The organism is Colwellia sp. 75C3 (genome assembly GCF_002836255.1).
Lineage (GTDB): Bacteria > Pseudomonadota > Gammaproteobacteria > Enterobacterales > Alteromonadaceae > Colwellia.
The window spans coordinates 18,773-41,501 of record NZ_PJAU01000050.1 but is presented as its reverse complement, the minus strand read 5'-3'; the positions used below and the strand labels follow the sequence as shown (position 1 = coordinate 41,501).

18 protein-coding genes are annotated in these 22,729 nt (G+C 37.8%); 9 read left to right on the top strand and 9 right to left on the bottom strand.

Annotation, left to right across the window (positions count from 1 at the left end; all coding sequences use genetic code 11):
- Positions 1 to 388: 388 nt before the first annotated feature.
- The 4 genes from CXF85_RS11570 to CXF85_RS11555 are packed head-to-tail and all read left to right on the top strand — an operon-like array spanning position 389 to position 5,136.
- Complete coding sequence (locus tag CXF85_RS11570) at positions 389 to 1,270, top strand: kinase (protein WP_101228691.1); 882 nt, start codon at positions 389 to 391, stop codon at positions 1,268 to 1,270.
- Positions 1,267 to 2,136 carry an HAD-IIB family hydrolase gene (locus CXF85_RS11565; protein WP_101228690.1) on the top strand — a complete coding sequence of 290 codons (870 nt, stop codon included), beginning with the start codon at positions 1,267 to 1,269 and terminating at the stop codon, positions 2,134 to 2,136. The genes CXF85_RS11570 and CXF85_RS11565 overlap by 4 nt, the downstream gene beginning before the upstream one ends.
- Positions 2,129 to 3,355 carry a glycosyl transferase gene (locus CXF85_RS11560; RefSeq protein ID WP_101228689.1) on the top strand — a complete coding sequence of 409 codons (1,227 nt, stop codon included), beginning with the start codon at positions 2,129 to 2,131 and terminating at the stop codon, positions 3,353 to 3,355. Before CXF85_RS11565 ends, CXF85_RS11560 begins: the two co-directional genes overlap by 8 nt.
- Positions 3,356 to 3,390: 35 nt before the next feature.
- Positions 3,391 to 5,136, top strand: coding sequence for an alpha-amylase family glycosyl hydrolase (locus CXF85_RS11555; RefSeq protein ID WP_101228730.1), 1,746 nt, complete (start codon positions 3,391 to 3,393; stop codon positions 5,134 to 5,136).
- A 5-nt stretch (positions 5,137 to 5,141) separates the two neighbouring features.
- On the opposite strand, the gene CXF85_RS11550 is transcribed toward CXF85_RS11555, so the two are convergent.
- The 5 genes from CXF85_RS11550 to CXF85_RS11530 all read right to left on the bottom strand — a co-directional run bounded on the left by CXF85_RS11550 (position 5,142) and on the right by CXF85_RS11530 (position 12,817).
- Positions 5,142 to 5,534, bottom strand: a complete 393-nt coding sequence (locus tag CXF85_RS11550; RefSeq protein ID WP_101228688.1) for an MmcQ/YjbR family DNA-binding protein — start codon at positions 5,532 to 5,534, stop codon at positions 5,142 to 5,144.
- A gap of 104 nt (positions 5,535 to 5,638) precedes the next feature.
- Complete coding sequence (locus tag CXF85_RS11545; RefSeq protein ID WP_101228687.1) at positions 5,639 to 6,769, bottom strand: membrane dipeptidase; 1,131 nt, start codon at positions 6,767 to 6,769, stop codon at positions 5,639 to 5,641.
- Positions 6,770 to 7,473: 704 nt separating this feature from the next.
- Positions 7,474 to 9,336: a S8 family serine peptidase gene (locus CXF85_RS11540; RefSeq protein WP_101228686.1), complete on the bottom strand. Its 1,863-nt coding sequence runs from the start codon at positions 9,334 to 9,336 to the stop codon at positions 7,474 to 7,476.
- A gap of 200 nt (positions 9,337 to 9,536) precedes the next feature.
- Positions 9,537 to 11,750, bottom strand: a complete 2,214-nt coding sequence (locus tag CXF85_RS11535; RefSeq protein WP_101228685.1) for a TonB-dependent receptor — start codon at positions 11,748 to 11,750, stop codon at positions 9,537 to 9,539.
- A 167-nt stretch (positions 11,751 to 11,917) separates the two neighbouring features.
- On the bottom strand, positions 11,918 to 12,817 hold the full coding sequence (locus CXF85_RS11530) for a penicillin-binding transpeptidase domain-containing protein (protein ID WP_101228684.1): 900 nt from the start codon (positions 12,815 to 12,817) through the stop codon (positions 11,918 to 11,920).
- A gap of 206 nt (positions 12,818 to 13,023) precedes the next feature.
- On the opposite strand from CXF85_RS11530, the gene CXF85_RS11525 reads away from it, so the two are divergent.
- The gene (locus CXF85_RS11525; RefSeq protein ID WP_101228683.1) at positions 13,024 to 14,295 is read left to right on the top strand and encodes a S1C family serine protease; all 1,272 of its coding nucleotides are present in this window, start codon (positions 13,024 to 13,026) and stop codon (positions 14,293 to 14,295) included.
- Positions 14,286 to 15,365 (top strand): FHA domain-containing protein, encoded by a 1,080-nt coding sequence (locus tag CXF85_RS11520; RefSeq protein WP_232771169.1) that lies wholly within the window; start codon positions 14,286 to 14,288, stop codon positions 15,363 to 15,365. Before CXF85_RS11525 ends, CXF85_RS11520 begins: the two co-directional genes overlap by 10 nt.
- A 149-nt stretch (positions 15,366 to 15,514) precedes the next feature.
- Here the strand turns inward: CXF85_RS11520 and trpS are convergent, their stop codons facing one another.
- Positions 15,515 to 16,522, bottom strand: coding sequence for a tryptophan--tRNA ligase (gene trpS / locus CXF85_RS11515; RefSeq protein WP_101228682.1), 1,008 nt, complete (start codon positions 16,520 to 16,522; stop codon positions 15,515 to 15,517).
- Positions 16,523 to 16,582: 60 nt separating this feature from the next.
- Positions 16,583 to 17,257 (bottom strand): ribulose-phosphate 3-epimerase, encoded by a 675-nt coding sequence (gene rpe, locus CXF85_RS11510; protein ID WP_101228681.1) that lies wholly within the window; start codon positions 17,255 to 17,257, stop codon positions 16,583 to 16,585.
- Positions 17,258 to 17,569: 312 nt separating this feature from the next.
- Between rpe and CXF85_RS11505 the strand changes: the two genes are divergently transcribed.
- The 3 genes from CXF85_RS11505 to CXF85_RS11490 all read left to right on the top strand — a co-directional run bounded on the left by CXF85_RS11505 (position 17,570) and on the right by CXF85_RS11490 (position 20,175).
- Positions 17,570 to 18,238, top strand: coding sequence for a TorF family putative porin (locus CXF85_RS11505; RefSeq protein WP_101228680.1), 669 nt, complete (start codon positions 17,570 to 17,572; stop codon positions 18,236 to 18,238).
- A gap of 449 nt (positions 18,239 to 18,687) precedes the next feature.
- Positions 18,688 to 18,861, top strand: coding sequence for a DUF2970 domain-containing protein (locus CXF85_RS11495; RefSeq protein WP_232771168.1), 174 nt, complete (start codon positions 18,688 to 18,690; stop codon positions 18,859 to 18,861).
- Between the two features lie 198 nt (positions 18,862 to 19,059).
- Positions 19,060 to 20,175 carry a WD40/YVTN/BNR-like repeat-containing protein gene (locus CXF85_RS11490; RefSeq protein ID WP_157829085.1) on the top strand — a complete coding sequence of 372 codons (1,116 nt, stop codon included), beginning with the start codon at positions 19,060 to 19,062 and terminating at the stop codon, positions 20,173 to 20,175.
- A gap of 54 nt (positions 20,176 to 20,229) precedes the next feature.
- Here CXF85_RS11490 and CXF85_RS11485 read toward each other — a convergent pair whose 3' ends face one another.
- Complete coding sequence (locus CXF85_RS11485; RefSeq protein ID WP_101228728.1) at positions 20,230 to 21,039, bottom strand: Dam family site-specific DNA-(adenine-N6)-methyltransferase; 810 nt, start codon at positions 21,037 to 21,039, stop codon at positions 20,230 to 20,232.
- A 255-nt stretch (positions 21,040 to 21,294) separates the two neighbouring features.
- A complete protein-coding gene (locus CXF85_RS11480) occupies positions 21,295 to 22,716 on the bottom strand; it encodes an SPOR domain-containing protein (RefSeq protein WP_101228676.1) in 1,422 nt (473 codons plus the stop codon).
- Positions 22,717 to 22,729: the final 13 nt, after the last annotated feature.

Genomic DNA, 22,729 nt, shown 5'->3' with positions numbered 1-22,729 from the left:
GCTCGACAACTAAATACTGCTAATAAAACCTCTCCCTTCGATTAACTACGTTGAAAATTTGGCATGCTAAGCGGCTTTGTTAATCACAATGACATGTTGTAATGAGTTAGTCATATTTATCAAAATTTATTTGTGGCATGTTGTTATCTAAAATACAGTCCACACACTATTTAATTGCTTAATTACTGTTTTTTAATTGCACCAACATTTGGCAATTGTTTTAAAACCGTGCACTTTCAATAGATTAAAAACACATAACAACAAATCACATAAATATAAATAATCATTATTTTACAAGGGATTATAATAAATAATTAAGTTATAACTAGAATGGCATAAGATTTGATATAACAACCATAACTTGTATTTTTTATTTAGGATGGAAATAATGCTTTCAACTTTTATTAAACAACACAACTTACCTGAAGAATTTAAACTTACGGTCAACGAATATTACCAACCATTGGCGGATCAGATATTTAACCGATTTACGCAAAATAAAGAGCCTTATTTTGTCGGTATAAATGGTTGTCAGGGAAGTGGTAAGTCAACATTAACTGATTTCATTGCCACCTATTTAACGACACAGTACCAACTCAATGTTGTGGTGATGTCCTTAGATGACTTTTATTTTTCGAGCGAAAAGCGCAGCACGTTAGCACACGACATTCACCCTTTATTAGCAACACGAGGCGTACCAGGAACACATGATGTTGTTGAACTTAATCATGTGTTAACCCAGTTGAAGGAAAAGAAAACAGGGTTTTCTATTCAAAAATTCAACAAAGCTACTGATAACCCTTATCCTGAAGAACAATGGCCGAACATTGAAAAACCCGCAGATATAATCATAGTCGAAGGTTGGTGCTGGGGCGTAGAGCCACAAACAGTAGAGCAACTAAAAGCGCCAATCAATGAACTTGAATCCCAATATGATAAAACCGGGGAATGGCGAGATTATGTTAATCAACAACTTAAAATCGCTTATAAACCTTTATATAAAAAAATGGATTTCTGGTTAGCACTGCAAGCGCCTTCATTCGATTGCGTATATAAATGGCGTTTAGAGCAAGAACAAAAATTAAAAGACAGAAATATCGATTTAATAAATTCAAAAATTATGTCTCCCGCAGAAATACTCAATTTCACTCAATTTTTCCAGAGACTTAGCGTTCAAGGTTGTAAGACATTTCCACAATCAGCTGACGCTATTTTTTACTTAAATTACGACCGTCAAATCACAAAAATATCTATAACGGAAAGTATATGAGGAAGTTGAAAACGCTTATTTTCAGTGATCTAGATGGCACGCTGCTTGACCACTTCACTTATCAATCAACCGCCGCAGAAAAAACACTCCAGCAATTGGAAAGTGCAGGGGTACCAGTCATTTTAAATACCAGTAAAACACTCGCTGAATTAACAATAATTCAGCGTGAACTTCATTTAAATACACCATTCATTATAGAAAATGGTGCTGCGATATACATACCAATAAACACCTTCAAAACACAGCCTGCGGATACGATCCTTATTGATAGTTATTGGGTAAAATCATTTAGTTTACCTAGGCAACATTGGATAACTTTATTAGCAGATCACGCTGATGAATTTAGCGCTGACTACCAGAGCTTTTCAACCTTATCAGCAACAGAGTTGTGCAAAATCACCGGGTTAAATTTAGCTGAAACTGAACGAGCTAAACAACGACAATTTGCTGAGCCGCTTCATTGGCTAGGCGATGAAGCGACTAAAAAATCCTTTGTCGATCGATTGATTAGCTTAGGTGCAAATGTGGTTCAAGGAGGAAGATTTATTCATGTCGGGGATTTTTGCGATAAAGGGCAAGCACTTCTTTGGTTAACTGAACGATACCGCGAGCATTTCGATAACATTTCTATCTTCACTATTGCCTTAGGAGACGGAGAAAATGATAGTGCTATGTTAGAAGCAGCAGATATAGCGGTACAAGTACGCTCTCCTGTTCATGATTTTCCAATATTATACCGTCAGTATAAAACCACTAAAACTCAATTATACGGTCCAGAGGGTTGGGCTGATGCAATCCAAACACTTTTAGCTAATCAACTAGTTTCATCTTTACCTTCACTTAACTCAGGAGAAAATCATGGCTGATTTTTATCAAAATGGCACAGTGACTACATTGCATAATTTGGCTCAACGTGACCCATTGGACATGGCAGATGAATTATTAACCTTCTCAAAGACTCGTTCTTTAGGGCTTATGTTACCGTCTTTATTCTCTGAATTAGAAGGCAAAGCCTTACCTGATATAATTAATAAAATTAAAGACGTGAAGTACTTATCTGAAATTGTTATCGGCTTGGACAGAGCGGATCTCGAACAGTATAAACATGCGCTATCCTTTTTTGGTCAATTACCTCAGCATCACCGTGTATTGTGGAATGATGGTCCACGATTACAAGCGATTGATGCAAAATTACAAGCTCTTGGTTTAGCCCCTAAAGAATTAGGAAAAGGCCGAAATGTTTGGTATTGCATGGGCTATATTTTGGCCTCAGGCAAAGCAGAATCTATCGCGTTGCATGACTGTGATATTTTGACTTATGAAAGAGACTTGCTTGACCGGCTACTCTATCCCGTTGCCAATCCATTATTTAATTATGAATTTTCTAAAGGTTTTTATGCGCGTGTCGCGGACGGAAAAATTAATGGTCGTGTTTCGCGCTTATTGGTTACCCCATTAATTAAAGCACTGAAAAAAACAGTAGGTCATTGCGATTACCTTGAATACATGGACAGTTTCTTGTACCCATTAGCCGGTGAGTTTTCTTTTCGACGAGATGTATTAAACGACATCCGTATCCCAAGTGATTGGGGCTTAGAAATTGGTGTGTTATCTGAGATGTACCGTAACTATTCACCAAACCGTATTTGCCAAGTCGATATAGCATCAACCTATGATCATAAACATCAGGATATGTCTTTAGATGATTCTACTGCCGGTTTATCTAAAATGTCGATAGATATCAGTAAAGCATTTATTCGTAAACTCGCCACACAAGGTGAAACATTCACCACTGAAAAGTTTAGAACTTTAAAAGCAACCTACTATCGTATTGCCTTAGATTACGTGGAAACCTATCGAAATGACGCCATGATGAATGGTCTTAAACTTGATATTCATAGTGAAGAAAAAGCAGTAGAAATGTTCGCTGAAAATATATTAACCGCTGGAAGCACGTTCTTAGAACAACCCATGGAAACGCCTTTTATTCCTTCGTGGAACCGTGTGGTAAGTGCTATTCCAGATATTCTTTCACAATTAAAAGAAGCGGTTGAATTAGACAACCAAGAATTTAGTCAAAAATAGAGTCCTGAGTATTTAAGGGGTATAAAACTATGCAAATGCAGGTTAATCAACTAAAAAACAAGCTAACTCAGCAGCTTGCTACTATTTATAAAGATGTTGCCCTTGAGCAATCGTTTGATGATATTGCCCAAGGCCTGCTTAACACTATGCGATTGTCGAGTGAGGTAGCGGTTGTAAAACCTTATAGTAACCAATGGTCTGAAAAAGATATTATTTTAATCACCTACGGCGATAGCATTATCAAAGCAGATGAATCGCCATTAAAAACGTTAAAGCATTTTTTAGATCGTACTATTGAAAATACCATTAATAGTGTGCACATTTTACCGTTTTTTCCTTACAGCTCCGATGATGGTTTTGCCGTTATTGATTATTCGTCGGTTAATGAGTCATTGGGAACATGGCAAGATATAGAGTGTATAAGTAAGGACTATCACTTGATGTCTGATCTTGTTATTAACCATTGCTCTAGTCGTAGTGCATGGTTTGATAACTTTGTTAAAGGTGAAGGCCAAGGTAGCGATTATTTTTTCACTGCACTACCCGATGATAATTTATCGGATGTCATTCGCCCGCGAACATCCCCTTTATTGAAAGAAGTAGAAACGGGTAAGGGCAAAAAATTTGTCTGGTGTACCTTTAGTCATGACCAAGTCGACTTTGACTTTCGTAATCCTGAAGTATTAAAAGCCTTTACGTCAATCATCAGGCAGTACCTCGATATGGGCGTGAAAATATTTCGCTTAGACGCCATCGCCTTTTTATGGAAAGTTGTAGGATCAGCCAGTGTCAACTTACCCCAAACTCATGAGGTTGTTCGATTATTGAGAACACTCATTGAATCGGCTGAGCCTCAAGCCATTATCATTACCGAAACCAACATCCCTAATACCCAAAACCTGACCTACTTTGGTAATGCAAACGAAGCTCACGGTATTTATAACTTTTCATTGCCGCCCTTACTATTAAATACTTTGCTCACTGGTAATTGTTTATATTTAAAACGCTGGTTAATGAGTATGCCTCCCTCACAAGACGGCACCATGTACTTTAATTTTATTGCTTCACATGACGGTATTGGTTTACGTCCTGCAGAAGGTTTATTAAGTGAAAGTGAACTTGATAATTTGGTGCACACAGTAGAGAATTTTGGCGGTAAAATTTCATGGCGCACGTCTGATAATGGCGAGCAAAAAGCCTATGAGATGAATATTTCACTCTATGATGCGATGCAAGGCACTGTTAACGGTAAAGATGAATGGAATTTTGAACGTTTTATTTGTGCTCATGCCATTATGTTTGCCCTTGAAGGTATACCTGGAATCTATATACATAGCCTGCTTGGCACTCAAAACGACTATAAAAAATTAGCAAATACCCATCATAACCGCTCTATTAATCGACATCGTTGGCAAGAAGAGGCTTTGGAAGAAGCGCTCGCTGATAAAGATTTACATCATGCAAAAGTACTATCAACGTTAAAAGTACTATTAAATACTCGCATTACACAATCAGCATTTCATCCCAATGCGACACAATTTACCCTCCATTTAGGTTTACAACTCTTTGGGTTTTGGCGTCAAAGCCAAGACAGAAAACAAAGTATATTTTGTGTAAGTAATATTTCTGACCAAGTGATAGCACTACCCTTAAGTGAACTGAATTTAATTATCACGGAATCTTGGTTTGAGCTTATTAGCAAAAAAGAAATCAATAACTTAACACAGGAGCTACTATTAACGCCTTATCAAACGGTTTGGATCAGTAATGTAATGGCATAAACCTTTTAAAAGTGCACCAAGATAGACTGTTGATCTTTCTTGGTCATTTTACTGACTACTAACTTAAACGAGTTATCCATCATTCGCTCAATCTCACCTTGAGGAATTGAACCATCTAAAATGACTGTGATCCACAAACGCTTGTTCATGTGATAGCCAGGAACCACTGACGAAAATATATCACGTAACATAACAGCTTCATCTGGATCGCACTTTAAGTTCATCCACCAGTCTTGTTTATCTCCATCACCCTTGCCCATTTTTCCAATGGCCAAAGTAGCAAACATTTTGTTTTTCACTTTAAAGACTTTAACATCGTCACCAAAAGGAAAGTCTAACGTGGTTTCAACTTTATTTAGTAAATAGTGCTCAGCTTGTTGCTGCTTAAAATTAAGCATTCAAATATCCTTATTAATAAAAACCATTTGAATATCTAATACCTTCAAATGGTGAACAGTATAAAACCAGTATTTTAATCACTGAAAATAATGCTATATTCGTTTTAAACAAGCACATCATTAAGTACTCTTTGCCAATTCTGCCCCATCACTTTATCAATTTCATTACTAGTAAACCCAGATTTTGTTAATAAATATTCTATCGAGTGCATACGTTTAATATGATTAAGTTCAGGGATGATAATGTGGTTTGCTTCTCGCTCAAAACCTAACACGCCTGTTTTCCCAATAGATTCCCACCATTGTTTGTAGCCATCGATAGCAATTTTGTTATTATTTCCTGAAGCTAATGCTTTTTCATGACCTCTTAAGGGGTAGTCATTTGCGATTGCAACTGCATCCGCTCCTGCAATATTTTTAATATGCTTTAAATGATTTATATAGTGCTCAGATCGAGGTACTTTTTCATTAGTTAACCACCAAGACATCATAAATACACCAAAAACGCCGCCACTTTCAGCTATGCCTTTAATGATATGATCGGGGGAACAACGAGAATTATTAATAATGGCACGTGCTGCACCATGTGTTTGTACAATAGGCCCTTTAGCTCGGGCTAAAGATTGTTCTGCACTAGCATCACTAGAATGAGATAAGTCTATTAACATATGTTTTGCTTCTAACTTATCAATAAGCGCTAAACCCTCATTTGATAAGCCCGCATTACCGACACTTAACGCCCCTCCTGCATATACATTATTATAGTGATGGGTAAGTTGTAGAACTCTAAGTCCTTGCTCATAAAACTCATCAACTTGCTGCAACCCATCTTCCACACAGTCTGCACCTTGAATTTGTAAAAACACCGCACACTGATTATTTTTTCTCGCTGTCTCTATATCTTTCCCTGACTTTGCAATCATAAATATTTCAGGAGAAGACTCTAATTGTGTCTTTTTCTCCTTAATACTTTTCATACATGCTTGATAGGTACGTTTATAGTTCATACTTCCATCAGGTCTCGCAATTGCTTCAATATCAGAAATATCTGCAATAAAAGCATTTAAACCTGACGCTTCAATATCATTATGGTCGGAAGGAACAAACGATAAGCCATCGATAAATAGCCGTTTTTCTGGCTGTGCCGCTATCATTTTTATTGGCGCAGCACATGCCATTAACGTACTAGCTGAAACACCTAAACCAATGTTTTTAATAAATTCTCTTCGTTCCATGGTGCGACCTTACTTTTATTTCGGTAAATAATTAAATGGACGGTTTTATAAAGCTAATATTTTATTAGTTTTGTACTTACACCAAATGAGTGAAATACATCACTTAGCATTCTAGCTCTATGAAACATGCTTTAATTTATCGTAATGCTACTGGAGATGAAATGCTATCCTAAAAATCATTCTATTTAGTAAAATACTCAAAACAGTATTTTAGGCATACTACGCCTAAGATAGAACGTAATGTTAGTGATTACTGCTGAAGTAACGAGTGGAATATGATCAGCACTGGGCAGTAAGTTGCATCCATTATTTCCAGAATGAATTTGAATGCGATGAACTACTGGAGTTTGGTTATGTACACCTTTGCAATATTTGGGCGATTACTTGTCATTTAGGTGAATAAATCTCCGAACAAATGGTCCGTATTGCAAACACCTAAATAAGGTTTAGGTGTATCTCATTTTCGTCTTATTACGCTAAGACATTAATGAATACAGATCCATTTCACCGAGTAATAAGCTAGCAAATATTACGGTGCTTGTTGAAGGGATCATCGATTTTAATAAAGAGGGGTAAACTGAGAGAATAAACGCTATCGCTATCATCAGATAAATAGAGTATCCATAAAAAAGCCAAGACCTAAAGTCTTGGCTTTTTCACTTTTTTTGCATCTAATTAAGGATGACTAATTACTTTTGCAGTGTTTAAAAATCAACAGTAACAAATTCACTACAAACTTCGGTGCCTTCTTCACACACCTGATAGGTATATGAATTAACATTTTCATTTATACGATCATTATAACTGCCATCATTGGCTGTGGTCGAAATGTTTATACCATTTCGAAATATGTCAACAACAGTACCTGCTAGACCAGACCAAGATAAGTTCACTTTCTTTCCTTTAAAACTAGCCGTTAAAGTAATATCATCTATAGGCTCAGGATCCGTAATAATACCACAGCCCTCAGCGGTTAAATATTCACTGGCGGCTTTTGCTTGCACAATACCATAACCAAAATGAACATCTTTTCCTGAAACACCACCATCTTGTGCCGTTGCTTTTAACGCATTGCGAATATCAATACCAGTACAGCCAGTGTTATGTGACCAAACTAAAGCAGCAACGCCTGCAACAGCAGGTGTAGCCATGGAAGTACCACTCATATAGCCATAATCTGAGCTGGTGATGCTAACAGCAGCACTGCTTGAAGCATTCAGTGCTGTTCTATCGGCCAATGCCGCACCAACCGCAGGAATGCTTGTTCCGTTAGGGCTTCCTAAAGTTCCATATAACATGCCCTCAACATTATTAATAATAATGGCACCTAAACCACCAGAGCTTTCACAATTAAGTACTTTGGTTTGAAAAGATATATTGTCTCCTCTATCAATGAGACAAATTTTACCACTAGCCCCCTCATCCGTTGTTCCTGCAGTCCCCATTGGGTAGGTTTCTGCATTAGCTGTACCTGAGTTTTCCATCACCGATGAGGCATAATAAATACTCTGAGTATCACTTCCTGAGGTTGCCGTTAAACTCGCCGTTCTTGCTAAACCTTCCGGATAAGTTGATAAGGTATTAACGCCACCAGCGGTGACTTCAACACATCTAGTTTCATCAGATACCGTTTTACGATTTTTTCCTCTGCCGGTGGTGATATCACAACTTGGGTATTGTGAAAAATTAGCAATATTATTGTCCGCATCATTTGCCCCAATCATCATGACTGATGAATAGCCTGCCGGGTATGAACGAACATTGTTGCTGTCGTTACCTGCCGCCGCTAACACTAAACCGCCAGCATCAGTAAAGTTCTTAAATGCGTTTTCCTCAGTGCTATTAGTACCACCACCACCAAGGCTCATACTAATGATATCAGCGCCAGAGCAATCATTGGCTGCTTTAGCTAAATCTGAAGAGTATCCCCAACCGCTCTCATTAAATACTTTAACTATATGAAGGTAAACACCGGGTGCCATACCAACGACACCGACACCATTATTTTTTGCGGCAACAGTACCTGCAACATGAGTACCATGAGGGCCGCCATGCTCAAACCAATCGCCAGTGCCTGAATCATTAGTGCCTGAAATATTGGCCCAATTAAAATCGGGGTGATATTCGCCTTCGTCGTCAGTATTTCTCCCAATACCAGAATCAATGATGCAAACTTTGATGCCAATACCAGGATCAAAGCTTAACTGATCAGCTTGGGATTGATAGACAGCGTAAGGGGTGATTTGCGACGAGCCAACCTCCGTTGAAAGTACATCATTATAAGGAAGTGACATTAAATGACGTTTTTGATCGACTTCAATTAATTTGATATGTGGGTTACTAAGAAGTCCTTTTACTTGAGTAAGATCCTTGCCTGCAAAACTTGCAGCGATAAAACCATGGGCATCAAGGTGCACATCGCCACCTAATTTTTTAGCCAGAGCTTTAACGACACCTTTGTTATTATTATCAACTTGAATGATAAAGCGCTCTGCCATTGAATTAGCTGAAACACTCGATAAAACAGCAACTGTTAGTGCTGAAGCAGTGAATTTTAATAAACTCATAGGGACTTCCTTCTTCATTGGAAATATATATTCTCACCTAATTGTTCTAGTACTAACCGTGCTTTTATCATTATCTTTAACATAGCGACACAATCAAAAAGCAATATTAATAATTAGACGGTTATTAATAATAATAGTCTAAAAACAGAGGAAAGAAGCCCTATCAACAAAGTTCAATAGTACATTTGTTCAAAATAAGTTTAAAAAGAATAGGTTGCCTCAATCCAAGCACTCATACCTTCGCTAGGTAATCTTGTCATCACTGGCGTACCCATTTCTTTAACGCGGTTATAGCCACCTAAGTGATTTTGATATTCTCTATCAAGTAAGTTATCAACACCGCCACGTAGGGTAAAATCATTGCTTACGAAATATTCGACATCAATGTTAACTAAACCGTAACCGGCGGTAGCCTGCTCGGTATTTGTTTCAGAGACATCATTTTGTGCTGCTACGGCGATTAACGTTACGTTACCAATGATATTATCACTATGATAAGTAAAGCTTACTTGGCCATTAAGTGGTGCAATACGATAAAGGTTGTCATCAATATCACGACGTTCACCTTTGACGTAGCTGGCAATACCAGATAATTGGAAGCTATCATTAATATTGTAATACCAGTTAACATCCGCACCGTATAACTTAGCATCAACATTACTAAATTTAAGTGCGTTATCATCGCCTGACATCATTGATGCCATGGAAGAAGCCGCCATATCGTCCATTCCCATTGGCGTACCTTGAATGTAATTATCAATATTTTGATAAAAGACATGCGGCGCAATCATGAAGTCGCTACTTTGCCACGTTAAGCCAAGGTCACCTTGATAAGCGGTTTCTGATTCAAGATTAATGTCACCAATATAAGTATGACCATCAGCTAAACCACCAGTGGCTTCCATTGGTGTCCACAAGTAACGCTCTTGATACGATGGCGCGCGGTTTTTAACACCTGCACCAATATAAAGTGATAATGACTCACTGAGTTGAGTCTCTGTACTAAGGGCAACATCAACGTTAGTATCTGACACTTCACGGTCGGCATTATTAAAGTCATCCTCAAGATCACTCATTAAAGTACCCATGCTAGGCATTGCCATGCCAGAATCCATAGCAGGCATATCGCCCATACCTGAGTTCATGTCACCCATCGTCATGTTCATTGGCATATTGCCGTGAACTTCATCAGCATTCGATTTCGCATGTTTTACTCGTACACCTAACTGGATAGTTGTTTGGCGATATGTATTTTGCCACTCGGTAAAAAAGGCAACACGATCATCTGTGACGTTGTTAAAGTTAACAACCTCAAACATATCGTTACTTGGGTTCGTGATAACAGAGTCATGGGTCGCCATGTAGCCATCAATGCCAAACGCTATTTCACCTAAAGAAAAGTCACCAAAGCTCAATTCACGATTTAATACGAATTTAAAATCAGTGGTATCTGCAATTGCGGTATTACGACGTTTTTTCATTGGATCATGAGCGCGCATAAGAAAATTAGTCATACCGTGATCGGCATCGAGATAACCAAGCGACCATTCTCCTTGCCACTCTCCCATAAGAAAGTCACCATCTACGTTGATGCGCTGACTTTCAATATACTCAATATCCATCGGTAGCGCCGGCGTACCTGAGCCGGTCGTTTTGGTGTAGTGATAACTTAAACCAATGGTGTTACTTTCAACTGAGTGTCTGATATCAAAACCTGCTTGGGTTTTATCAAATTCAGTGGGGGCTATTACAGTACCGTCACCACTTTCCATATCATCACCCGCTTGGGTATTACCATAAAGCAGTACAGCAACATCGCCTTTAGCAATATTAGTAACACCAGAAAGTGTACTAGCACTATTGTTACTACGATAGCCGGCCTGTAAATCACCACTAACTTGAGTGGTGTCTGAGCCAATCACTTCTGCTTTACGCATTTTAATATCAATAGCGCCACCTAGCGTATTCATGCCCGCAGAGACGGGTGCAATACCACGGTAAACCGTCATTGAATCAACAATAAGTGGTGTTGAATAACTTAACGGCGTATCCATCGCATTAGGGCCTGCACCAACAATAGGGTGGCCATCAAGGGAGGTTGCTACTCTATCACCAAATAAACCACGATATTGTGCGATACCAGTAATAGGGCCATTGCTATTAATATTTGCGCCTGGTACTGAAGCTAACCAATTAGCTAAATCAGCTTCAGTGGTTTTTCCTTGCGCATAACTTTGATTATCATCTAGGGTATTATGACGCTGATTTGAGATAGTGATAACTTCAATATCTTTAATAGTGCCTTGGGCCATATTTGCTGAAGAATTGAATGCTAAGACTGGCAGTGCTAAAGCACAACTACTTAATACAATCAGGTTAATCGCGATAGCAAGAGGTTTTAGAGTAAAATTCATAGTGATTCACTTACGGGTAATATTAAATAAATTTAGGTATACCGCTATTTTGTAAGTGATTACATTTGAAAACAAAGGGAAATGGGCAATGTGCGACAAAGTGTCGCACCCTAAAAGTTGCTTACTTGCGCTAGGTCAAATAAGGGTGAAGAGACAAGCGTAAAAGACTAAATAACACCTGCTTTTTTCAAATGATTTCTGGCTATTTTAATACGGACAGCTTTCATTTTTTTATAGTTTTCTCGGGTAAAGTTAAAGGCGAAATAATGCACACCTTTATCATTTTCAACAAAACCAACATACCAACCTAACATCGCTTTACTGCTTTTATCTTTATCATTAGCTCTACCTGCTCCTGTTTTTGCGTAGAGCGAGTAGTTAGCGTTTTTTTCAACCAGCATGATTTCTTTTAGCGTATCAATACTGTCTTTGCTTATCGATAGTTGGCCTCGATGCATTTTTTGTAAAAATAGTACTTGTTCAATAGCTGATATTTGCATACTACCATTTAGCCAAAAACTATCTAATCCTGAAGAGATGTCTTGGTTGCCGTACTCAAAGCTTGAGACATAAGACTGCATGGTCTCTTGCCCTATATCCGTTGCCATTTGACGGTAAATAGCCACCATAGAGAATTTAAATGCGCTGGCAAGATTGTATGTTGGTAGTTTCCAAACCGATGGCCACCACCCTTGCACTGGATATTTATCTTTATCAAAAGTTAAGCTTTGTTCTGTATTAACAATCAACTTAGTATCAAGAGCAATTAAACTATTCGTGATTTTAAAGGTAGAAAAAGGTGATAAGCGTTGTTTTGCTCTTTCTTCATTCACCAGTAACAGCATTTCATTTTCTTCGGTAAATGATGAGCCTTGAGATATTTTTCCTTTATGGTGAGAAGTCTCCACCTTACTAATTGTCTCACCCACTGTTTCACTGACTTTTTGACTTAACAAAACGAAAGTACAGTCGTTATTGCTGGCAAGGCAAAGCTCATCGCTAGCACTTGCTAGATGAGCAAAGCCGCTCAATACCAATGCACTGACAATACTGATAAATTTTTTCACACAAACCTCTTTAATAGAAAATTGACTAGGCAATTATAACCATTCCACTCAATGCTGCATTATGGTGTGGAACGATAGATATAGAATAAAAATCATACGCGTCTTCAACAAGGGAAACTATGACTTAAATCAAGCAAGGTGATTTATGGGTGACAAATGTAAATTTACTGTCACAATGGCTGAATAGGTTATCAACAGGAAGATGAATGAAAGCTTTTTTTACCTTAGTTTTTATACTATTAAGTCACACTACTTTTGCTTCTGAGCAAGCAGAAGAAATATTTGCTCAACTCACCCCATCCCTTTATCAAATTAAACTAATTGATAAAGCCAGCGGGGAGAAATCGTCTATCGGATCAGGTTTTCAAATCAGTAAAGATGGGATTATTGCGACTAACTACCATGTAATATCTAGCTATGCGCGCCACCCAGAAAAATATCGTATTGAGTACTTAGATCACCAAGGCAACACTGCTGAAATGGACTTGGTAAGTGTCGATGTTATTAATGATTTAGCGTTAGTAAAACGTCAGGTTGACGGTGACATGCCCTACTTCAGGCTTTCGGATACAAAACCCATTAAAGGTGAGAAGTTATTTGCTTTAGGTAATCCTCATGATTTAGGCATGATTGTGGTACCTGGTACTTATAATGGTTTAAAAAAAGAATCCTTCAATGAGCGTATTCATTTTACCGGCTCTATTAATTCAGGTATGAGTGGCGGACCTGTCGTTAATAAATCTGAACAGGTCGTGGGCATCAATGTCGCTACCTCTGGCAATCAAATTGGCTTCTTAGTTCCACACGAGAAGTTGGTTAAACTATTTCACGATTACAACAAAGAAGCACCTGAAGATATAAAGCAACAAATGGCAGCACAGTTATTTTCAAATCAAAATAAACTGATGAAAGCACTGCTTAATAATACTTGGCAAAGTAAAGAACTTGCCGGTAAGGCAATGTTCCCTGTTATTGAAGTACCCTTTATTCGCTGTTGGGGGGATTCCAATGCGGATAAAAAAGATGCGCTTATTTTAGCTGCCATTGCTAATTGTTCTTTAGATGAAAACACCTATATTTCATCACACTTTTTTACCGGCAGTGTCGAAATTGAATTTCGCTATATGCAGGCAAAAAACTTAAGTGATAATAAATTTTATCATTTATATCAAAAACAAATAGCTCGAGCTGGTAGCGGTAATAGAGCGAGCAAAAATGATGTCAGTGAATACCAGTGTAACAATGATTTAATTACGCCTTCCAGTACTGCTAATACAAGTAAGAGCATTACCAACAAAAGCGTTTTCTGTACTCGCGCTTACAAAGACTTCCCTGGTTTGTTTGATGTTTTGTACTTAGGTGCTAGTGTCGATAAAAACCAGCAAGCTTTAGTAAGTCACTTTACTTTAGCCGGTGTTAGCCAAGAGAATGCTATGGAATTTACCGGTAAGTTTATGGAGGCGGTATCATGGAAATAGGCAAGGAAGTAGATATGGACGTGATGAAAGATGCTCAAATTGGGATCATTGAAACAGAGACAACAATGCCAGTTGAAAATGATGACTTACCGATAGAGCAAGGTGAGATTATTATTGAAGAAATCACCCGTAATCATAAGTTGTTGCATCGTCATAGACTAAACCAAAATAATATTACCATTGGTAGAAATTATCAAAATGATATCATTTTAACTGACCCACATATTTGCCCTCAGCATTTATCGTTAAGCTATTCTCAAGACGATTGGCGTATTAATGATAATAATTCAGTTAATGGCACAAGCTTAGAAAACAGTGAATGTAAAAAGCAAGATGCCCATCAACAAGTACTTAATGATGGTGATGTGATTGTTTTAGGGAAAAGTCAGTTAAGGATCCTTTTCAAGAACCATAGAGTTGCCGATACTATTGCCTTTAGCCCGTTCGAGTCTCTAATTGATTTAATTCGTCACCCTGTTGCAGTATTTACTAGTATTGCTTTGTTTATACTTATCGCAGCTAATATTGCCTATTTGAACCAACCAACAGAAACAAATATAAGCCAACTGTTTGTTAGCGCTTTTAGTATGAGCTTACTCTTTGCTGTATGGCCAGCAGGTGTGGCGTTAGTATCTCACCTCACCAAACATGACCCTCGGATATTAGCCCAGCTTGGCATTAGTTTTACCTTTTTTATTCTGATGTGGCTTAGTGATCTATTGGAAGAAATTATTGCGTTTAACTCGGCGAGTAATTCAGTGCTAGGTTTGATTATTGCGCTAGTTCCGATTGGTCTAGCTTTTTGCCTGTTTTGGCTAAATAGTTATATTGGTTTTCATGTAAGCGCGAAACGTAGAATTGTTGTGGCGCTAAGTATTACTACACTACTGTTCGGTGGTAGTTATTTATTACAATACAGTAAAAAACCAGAGTTTAATCCACACCCACAATACAATGCCACCATCATGGCACCCAGTTATTTAATTGCTCCAAGCAATAGTGTTGATAGCTTTATAGAACAAAGTAATGCTTTATTCGAACAAGCTAACAAAGCAGCTCAGCAAGATTAAAAAAATATCCTACAAATAGCGCTTTTATTGCGATTATAAAAAAGGCTTGTTTTCTTTCGAAAACAAGCCTTTTTTCATGATGAAGTACTAGGGTAAGTGACGAGTTAGATGCCTAGCCAAATTATCCCCCCTGCACTACATTACTTTATTTATGGGCGAGGAATAAAACCTACCGCATCATATACCTTAGTAAGCACTTTACTCGCACGGGCAGAAGCTTTCTCAGCACCGTTACGCATGACTTGCTCTAAGAAGGCTTCATCTGCACGATACTTATGGAACTTAGCTTGAATTGGCTCTAACAAAGCGACTACCGCATCAGCCACATCACCTTTTAAATGACCATACATTTTATCTTCATAATCAGGTACTAAGTCGGCAACAGTTTTACCGGTTGCACAAGATAATAATGACAATAAATTTGATACGCCTGGCTTTTCTTCTAGGCTGTAATATATATTGGCTTGCTCATCTGAGTCAGTTACTGCACGTTTTATTTTCTTAGCAATTTTTTTAGGGTCTTCTAATAAGCCAATGAAGTTACCTGGATTAGTATCAGACTTAGACATTTTCTTAGTTGGCTCAAGTAAGCTCATTACACGGGCGCCATGCTCAGGAATAAAAGGATCCGGCACAGTAAAGATATCACCATAAAGGTTATTAAAACGCGTAGCTATGTCTCGAGCTAACTCTAAATGCTGCTTTTGATCATCGCCTACCGGAACCCGGTCAGCACCATAAAGAAGAATATCAGCAGCCATCAATACTGGATAAGTAAATAAACCAGCATTCATGTTCGCTTCAGATTTTTGTGACTTATCTTTATACTGAGTCATGCGATTTAATTCACCCATTTGGGTATAGCAGTTCAGTACCCAGCTCAATTGCGCATGCTCAGGAACATGTGATTGAATAAAGATAGTACTTTGCTCAGGGTCAACACCACAAGCTAGATACAAAGCTAAACCGTCTAACGTTGCGTTACGTAAATCGGCGGCTTTTGGACGAACAGTGATCGCATGTTGATCAACAAGCATGTAGTAACACTCGTGTGTTGACTGCATATTAACCCATTGTTTTAATGCGCCTAAATAATTACCAATAGTTAACTCGCCTGACGGCTGACAGCCACTTAATACAATAGGTTTACTTGTCATTTTTTTACCCTTTAAATTCTGAATACTTTACTTAATGTTTATTGAGAGATTATTGCAAAACTACTGAGAGACCTTGGCTAACTCACTACGCATTTCATCGATTGCTACTTTATAGTCAGCTTGAGAAAATATTGCTGAGCCAGCAACGAACATATCTGCACCTGCTTCAGCAATTTCTGCAATATTATTTGCTTTAACGCCACCATCTACTTGTAAGCGGATGTCATAGCCACTTTGTTTAATTTTTTCTTTTACCAAACGTAATTTGTCTAATGTAGTTGGAATAAAAGATTGGCCACCAAAGCCTGGATTAACTGACATTAATAAAATAACGTCAAGTTTGTCCATCACAAAATCTAAACAATGCAATGGTGTCGCTGGATTAAGTACTAAACCGGCCTTACAACCATTATCTTTAATTAGTTGTAAACTTCTGTCTATGTGATCACTGGCTTCAGGATGAAAGGTAATAATGTCCGCACCCGCTTCAGCAAATCCTGGAATAAGCGTATCAACGTTCTTAACCATCAAGTGCACGTCAATTGGCGCCGTTATACCGTATTCACGTAATGATTTACATATCATTGGGCCGAACGTTAAATTTGGAACAAAATGATTATCCATCACGTCAAAGTGAACAACGTCGGCACCTGCTGCTAAGACATTAGCAACATCATCACCTAAACGTGCAAAGTCGGCTGATAATATAGAAGGAGCAATTAAAAATGGTGACATGGGCAAATTTCCTAAAAAAATATGCAGGTATTATACCCATGCTAGTTGAAAATGCGAGTTCCAAGCTATTGCAACAGGCCAACCTATTGCACTTTTTATGATCATTTACTAAAAAACCGCACCAACATAGTCCATCACATTAACTAAGCAGAAAATAAATAATGAGTGCAATAATAAACGACCACACTAAGTAGCTGATTATTAAAGGCATAAAGATAAAATCAGAATAACGTCTATAATTAATGATCTAGGCATCATGTTTGCAAATTAATAGCCAGACACTTTTTATAACAAACAATAACGAGACCTTTTATGAAAAAAGCATTAACAACTATCGCTATGACATCATTATTAGCTACTTCCGCATTTTCTTTCCAAGCATCAGCTACCGAAGGGCTATCTGCTAATGTGGCAGCTACCAGCAACTATTTATGGCGTGGCCTTGAACAAACAGGTGGTGATGCTGCTATTTCTGGTGGTATCGATTACGCTTCTACATCGGGATTTTATGTTGGTACTTGGGCTTCAAACGCTTCTTGGGGCGACATGAGTACTGAATTAGATATATATGGCGGTTTTTCTGCTGATATCAATGACAGTATGTCTTATGACGTTGGTTTCATTTATTATGGCTACCCTGATTCAACTAGCGGTGACGCTGACTTTTCTGAAATTTACGGTAACTTCACTTTTACTGGTTTAACGGTAGGTGTTGCTGTTTTAACTTCTGCTGAAGGAGCTGATGCAGGCGATAGCATTTACGCTAGTGCTGATTATGCTTTAACACTTAGCAATGAAGCCGAACTTGCTTTCCACCTTGGCTCATACAGTGGTGACTTCTCAACTGATTCAATTGATTTTGGTGTTTCGTTAAGCAAAGACAACTTCACTTTTGGCGTTTCAAAAACTGATTACGATGATGGTGTTAGCAGTGACGATATGAAGTTCTATGTTGCTTATAGTATCGATATCGATTTATAAGCATAATTACTCAAAGTAATGTTTAGATATTAGAATAAAAAACAAGCAAAGACATTGAGGTGAACATAGCTTATAATTGTTCACCTCTTTTAGTTTAAAGTATATACAAATGTCAAAACGGATTATGACAAATTCTTCTTTTTCAAAGTTTAAGCAATTATTTTTTGCTTTAACTCTTACTCTAGTTATTCTGTTTACTCTGAACAAACAAACTGCCAGCCAACGTATACAAGCCCAATTACTTGCTTCATGCTTGGTTGTAGAGTCAAACTTACCAATGAACCATATAAATCATCCATGCCGCACAAGTAATATGTCAAATAAGAGCTGGTTATCTTGGTTATCTGGTGAAAGTAAATCAACGCATTTACATTATTTAGATTTTGTGGAGTTGATTCATTATAGCCTCCATTAAAGCGACGTTATCTTTCATCGCCCAAACCAGCATAGTGGATACTTTTAAAAGTGTTGCTGCTGCTTTCTTTGGCGTGCAAAATAACAATAACCGTAAGCGAGATTTGTCTCAAGGTAAGCTCTCGCACTTTATTATTGCCGGTCTGCTCGCGGTACTAATTTTTATAGCTTGCTTGATAGCAGTTGTTAGCTTAGTTATGCCAAGCTAAAAACCGTGTAATTACCTAAATGGTAAATAATTATAGCCCGATAGATAGCCCATAAATTCAATACCTTCCTGCCAAAGTAAAGCTTTCATACTAAAGACTCTCCTCTACTCAAGCAAACGATATATCGTATACAAAAAGCTTGCTATTAAAAGTTAATAATTTATTCTCTTAGGACCCATAATATAATAAATGACTAATATGCTTAATAGAACCACTCTATCTGCGCTGTTAATTACTGCTACTTTCTCTTCTACTTTATTCTCAGCAAGCATTTATAAATTAAGTATGAATAATGAGTCACCCAAATGGGCATACTCTCATATCCCCAATAAAGCCTCATTACGCGGTACCGCAATAAAGCAAAACTCTTACTGGGTAACAGGCAGTGCTAATAGTGTTTTTGTCAGCCAAGATGGAGGAACCACTTGGCAAGATAAATCTATTTCAGCAGAACTAAAAATGGATTTTCGAGATATTGAACTTTTCGATAATAAAACCGCGATAGTGATGGCTGCTGGTACTGGTGAGCTTTCGACACTTTACAAAACAACTGATGCGGGTAACAGCTGGCAATTACTTTATCAAAACACAGATAAATTGGGTTTCTTTAATTCTATTGCCTTTTGGAATGATAAGCGGGGTTTGCTAATGGGCGACCCAGTTGATGGTTATTATGTTATTAAAAAAACGAACGATGGTGGTAAAACCTTTCGTAGAATTGCTAAAAATAAAATACCCAAGATTTTAACAAAAGAGTCTGCCTTTGCTGCCAGTGGTAATAGCATCATTGTTGGTAATAATGGTAAAGCATGGATTGCCACCGGCGGTTTCTCTGCCTCTGTCTATGTAAGTGATGACTACGGTGAAACTTGGCAGCGTAACTCTGTACCACTATATAAAAATACACAGACCTCTGGTGGTTATGGTGTCGCCTTGAACCATCTAGAACAGCCATTTGTCATAGGCGGAGATTACCTACAACGTCGACAGAAGTACCCGAATATGGCTAAGCTAGCTAATGGGCAGTGGCAATCGATCAAGACTGGTAGTACAGGATTAAGGACAACGATGTCGTGCCAAGATTCGATTTGTCTGGCCTCAGGTAAAACGGCGACTGATATATCGTATGATGCAGGAAATACCTGGCAAGCACTTGTTAGCGCACAGCCAAATGAAAACGCTAAAGATTCCCGAGGATTCTATAGTTTAGCGAGTGATGACAATGTATTTCTTGCTGCAGGGGCTGAAGGTAAGATAGGGGTTTTATCACTCAAAGAACTAGGTCCGAATCAAGTTACTAAGGAACGTAAGTAAAGCCCTGTTGAATTGTTAGATTCGCTTGATGCTTTATTAATACCAATATAACGCTTACTTATAGAGTGCTAATACTTCTTTGACTTTGACTCGTCCTTTTCCCTTTGGACTGATTGAACGTTGTACTTGAAAAAACTCTCTCTTATCCGCATTTTTGTATAGTTCACGGGTAAAATCTACGTGATGATTAGAAATAATAGTCGGTACACCTTGCAGTTTTGCTTTTTCGGCACAAGCGACTAATCTAATTTGATCTGCATCCGTAAACGAGTTTCCTGCATAAGCGGTGAAATTAGCCGTTCTATTAATTGGCGAGTACGGTGGATCGCAATAAACAACATCATCACTTCTAAGTTGAGAAAATGCAGTTTCGAAATCCCCTTGAATAAACGTTGCTCTTTGCGCTTTTTTTGAGAAAAACTCTATTTCAGCTTTTGGAAAGTAAGGGTGCTTATATCTTCCAAAAGGGACATTATAACCGCCACTTTTATTGTAACGACATAAACCGTTATAACCATGCCTATTTAGATATAAAAAGAGTATTGAGCGTTGGTATGAATCACTGGTTTCATTAAACTGCTTACGTAATTCATAATACTTTTCAGCATGGTTATAATCACCATTAAAGTACTTTTCAGCATCATTTATAAATTCAGCCGATTGATTTTTGATAATATTAAATAGAGCGATAAGATCTTTATTCATATCAATTAACAGATATTCATCAAAGTCTATATTCAAGAAAACAGAGCCACCACCAACGAAAGGTTCAACTAATCTTTTTTTGCCTTTAACTGGCAAAACTTTTAGGATATCACCAATAACTCGTTTCTTTCCACCTGCCCATTTTAAGGCCGATCGCATATTGGTTTGCAATGTATCTTTACTCACTCTAAACCTTATTGCCAATACTGCATTTATGCTGGCGTTATTTTCAGGAGAATAATAGCAGTTATATATTTTGCATAGATCTGGGCAGAAATATATTGTCGAAGTATCCTCTCATTACAACTAAGTATGAGTAGTCTCCTTCATCAACTATGCTTGATCTTTATTATTCTGGCTGCAGACTTAAGCCGTAGCTTCATTTAATAAATTAAGAGCGGATTGTAGCTTGAATTATCGCGTAAAGGTATTAATTTCATTGATAACGGACGAAATAGACTTGACCCAAGGTTTGCGTTCGATCAGTTGTATTGGTAACGACTGGATTGTTGCTTTAGCTTCCGTTTTATTTTTAAAAACCTTTGAGGTTATAACTGTAAAACTTTTACCATTAAGCTGCCTCTGGTAGCTATGAAAATTCTTTTCTGGGTAAAGTGCTAAAAATCGTTTCAATAAATTTTCATCAGAAAAGCCAGCAATTTGCACGACATAGCCATTTTCATATTCTTCTGCTTTCGTTTGATAATAGCTATTAGTGATTTCAACTGTTTGAGTTTGATTAGCTGCTTCTTTAGTTGTTGCACGAGCAACATTAGCATCGCTCTTATTGTCCGCGATAACTAATGCTTGCAGAACATCACCAGCTTCAGCGGGTAATATCTCAATAGGTGCAACTAAGATATTAGCCATTAAGGCCTGATTAATCTCTTCACTCGTTGCTAGGTTTATAACTTCTGATGCAGTTAATGCAAGTGACGATTCCATTACTTCAGTTTTATGTTTCTTTTGCATTTGTCTTGCCGGCTTATTACCTGAGCTGTCGGTTAATTTAGTCGGTAATAAAGTTTGCTCGCTATGCTTTTCCAGAACAGTCTGATCCGTACTGCTGAAAGTCTGCTGATTCACATCCTCAGCTATTAATAAATAGATCCAGAATAGTGCAACAGCAACAAGCAGCATAGCACTAACCAAACTTACCTTTTGCCCTAACGATAAAGGACTCACATCCTTTTTAAGCATAATTTTATTATCATCTAAGCTAATAACTTGACCTGTTGCGGCATCAATAATAGCCATTTTATTCTTGAACAAACTTTTATTAATCGCGAGTTGTTGGGCTGCTTCCGTTAAACCGAAAAGTACCACGTTAATCGTGAGCTTACTTTTTTTGGCTAAGTTCACTAATTGACATAATTCATATTTAACCTGCAATGAAAGAGCATGTGCATGGTCTATTACGATAGAAATTGCTTCACCGTGCTGTTTAGCAAATCGTAAAACACTTACCGCGAGCGATTGCTCTGGATCAAATAAGGTATTCACAAATAACTGTTCGATTAATCGACATCGTATTTGAATATCATTTAACTTTGAAGAGGCTGAAACAAACGCTACATTAATGTGATTATCTTGATGAGCAAGTTCGCCGGCAGAAGGTTTTACAGTAGAAAGATTGACAAGAAATTGACTAGCTAATTGTGAATACTGTTCCGCATTATTACCTACAACTAGCACCGCTTGTTGAGTAAAACGTAAGTTGTAATCGATACGTGAAGTTACGCTAATACCTATATTACCATCGACTAACGTTGAGTCACTCTCTGTTAGTCCTTGTGGTGTATGGTATGCCGATGAGGTGTTTGCGGCTGCAGACATGCTTAATCCTTTC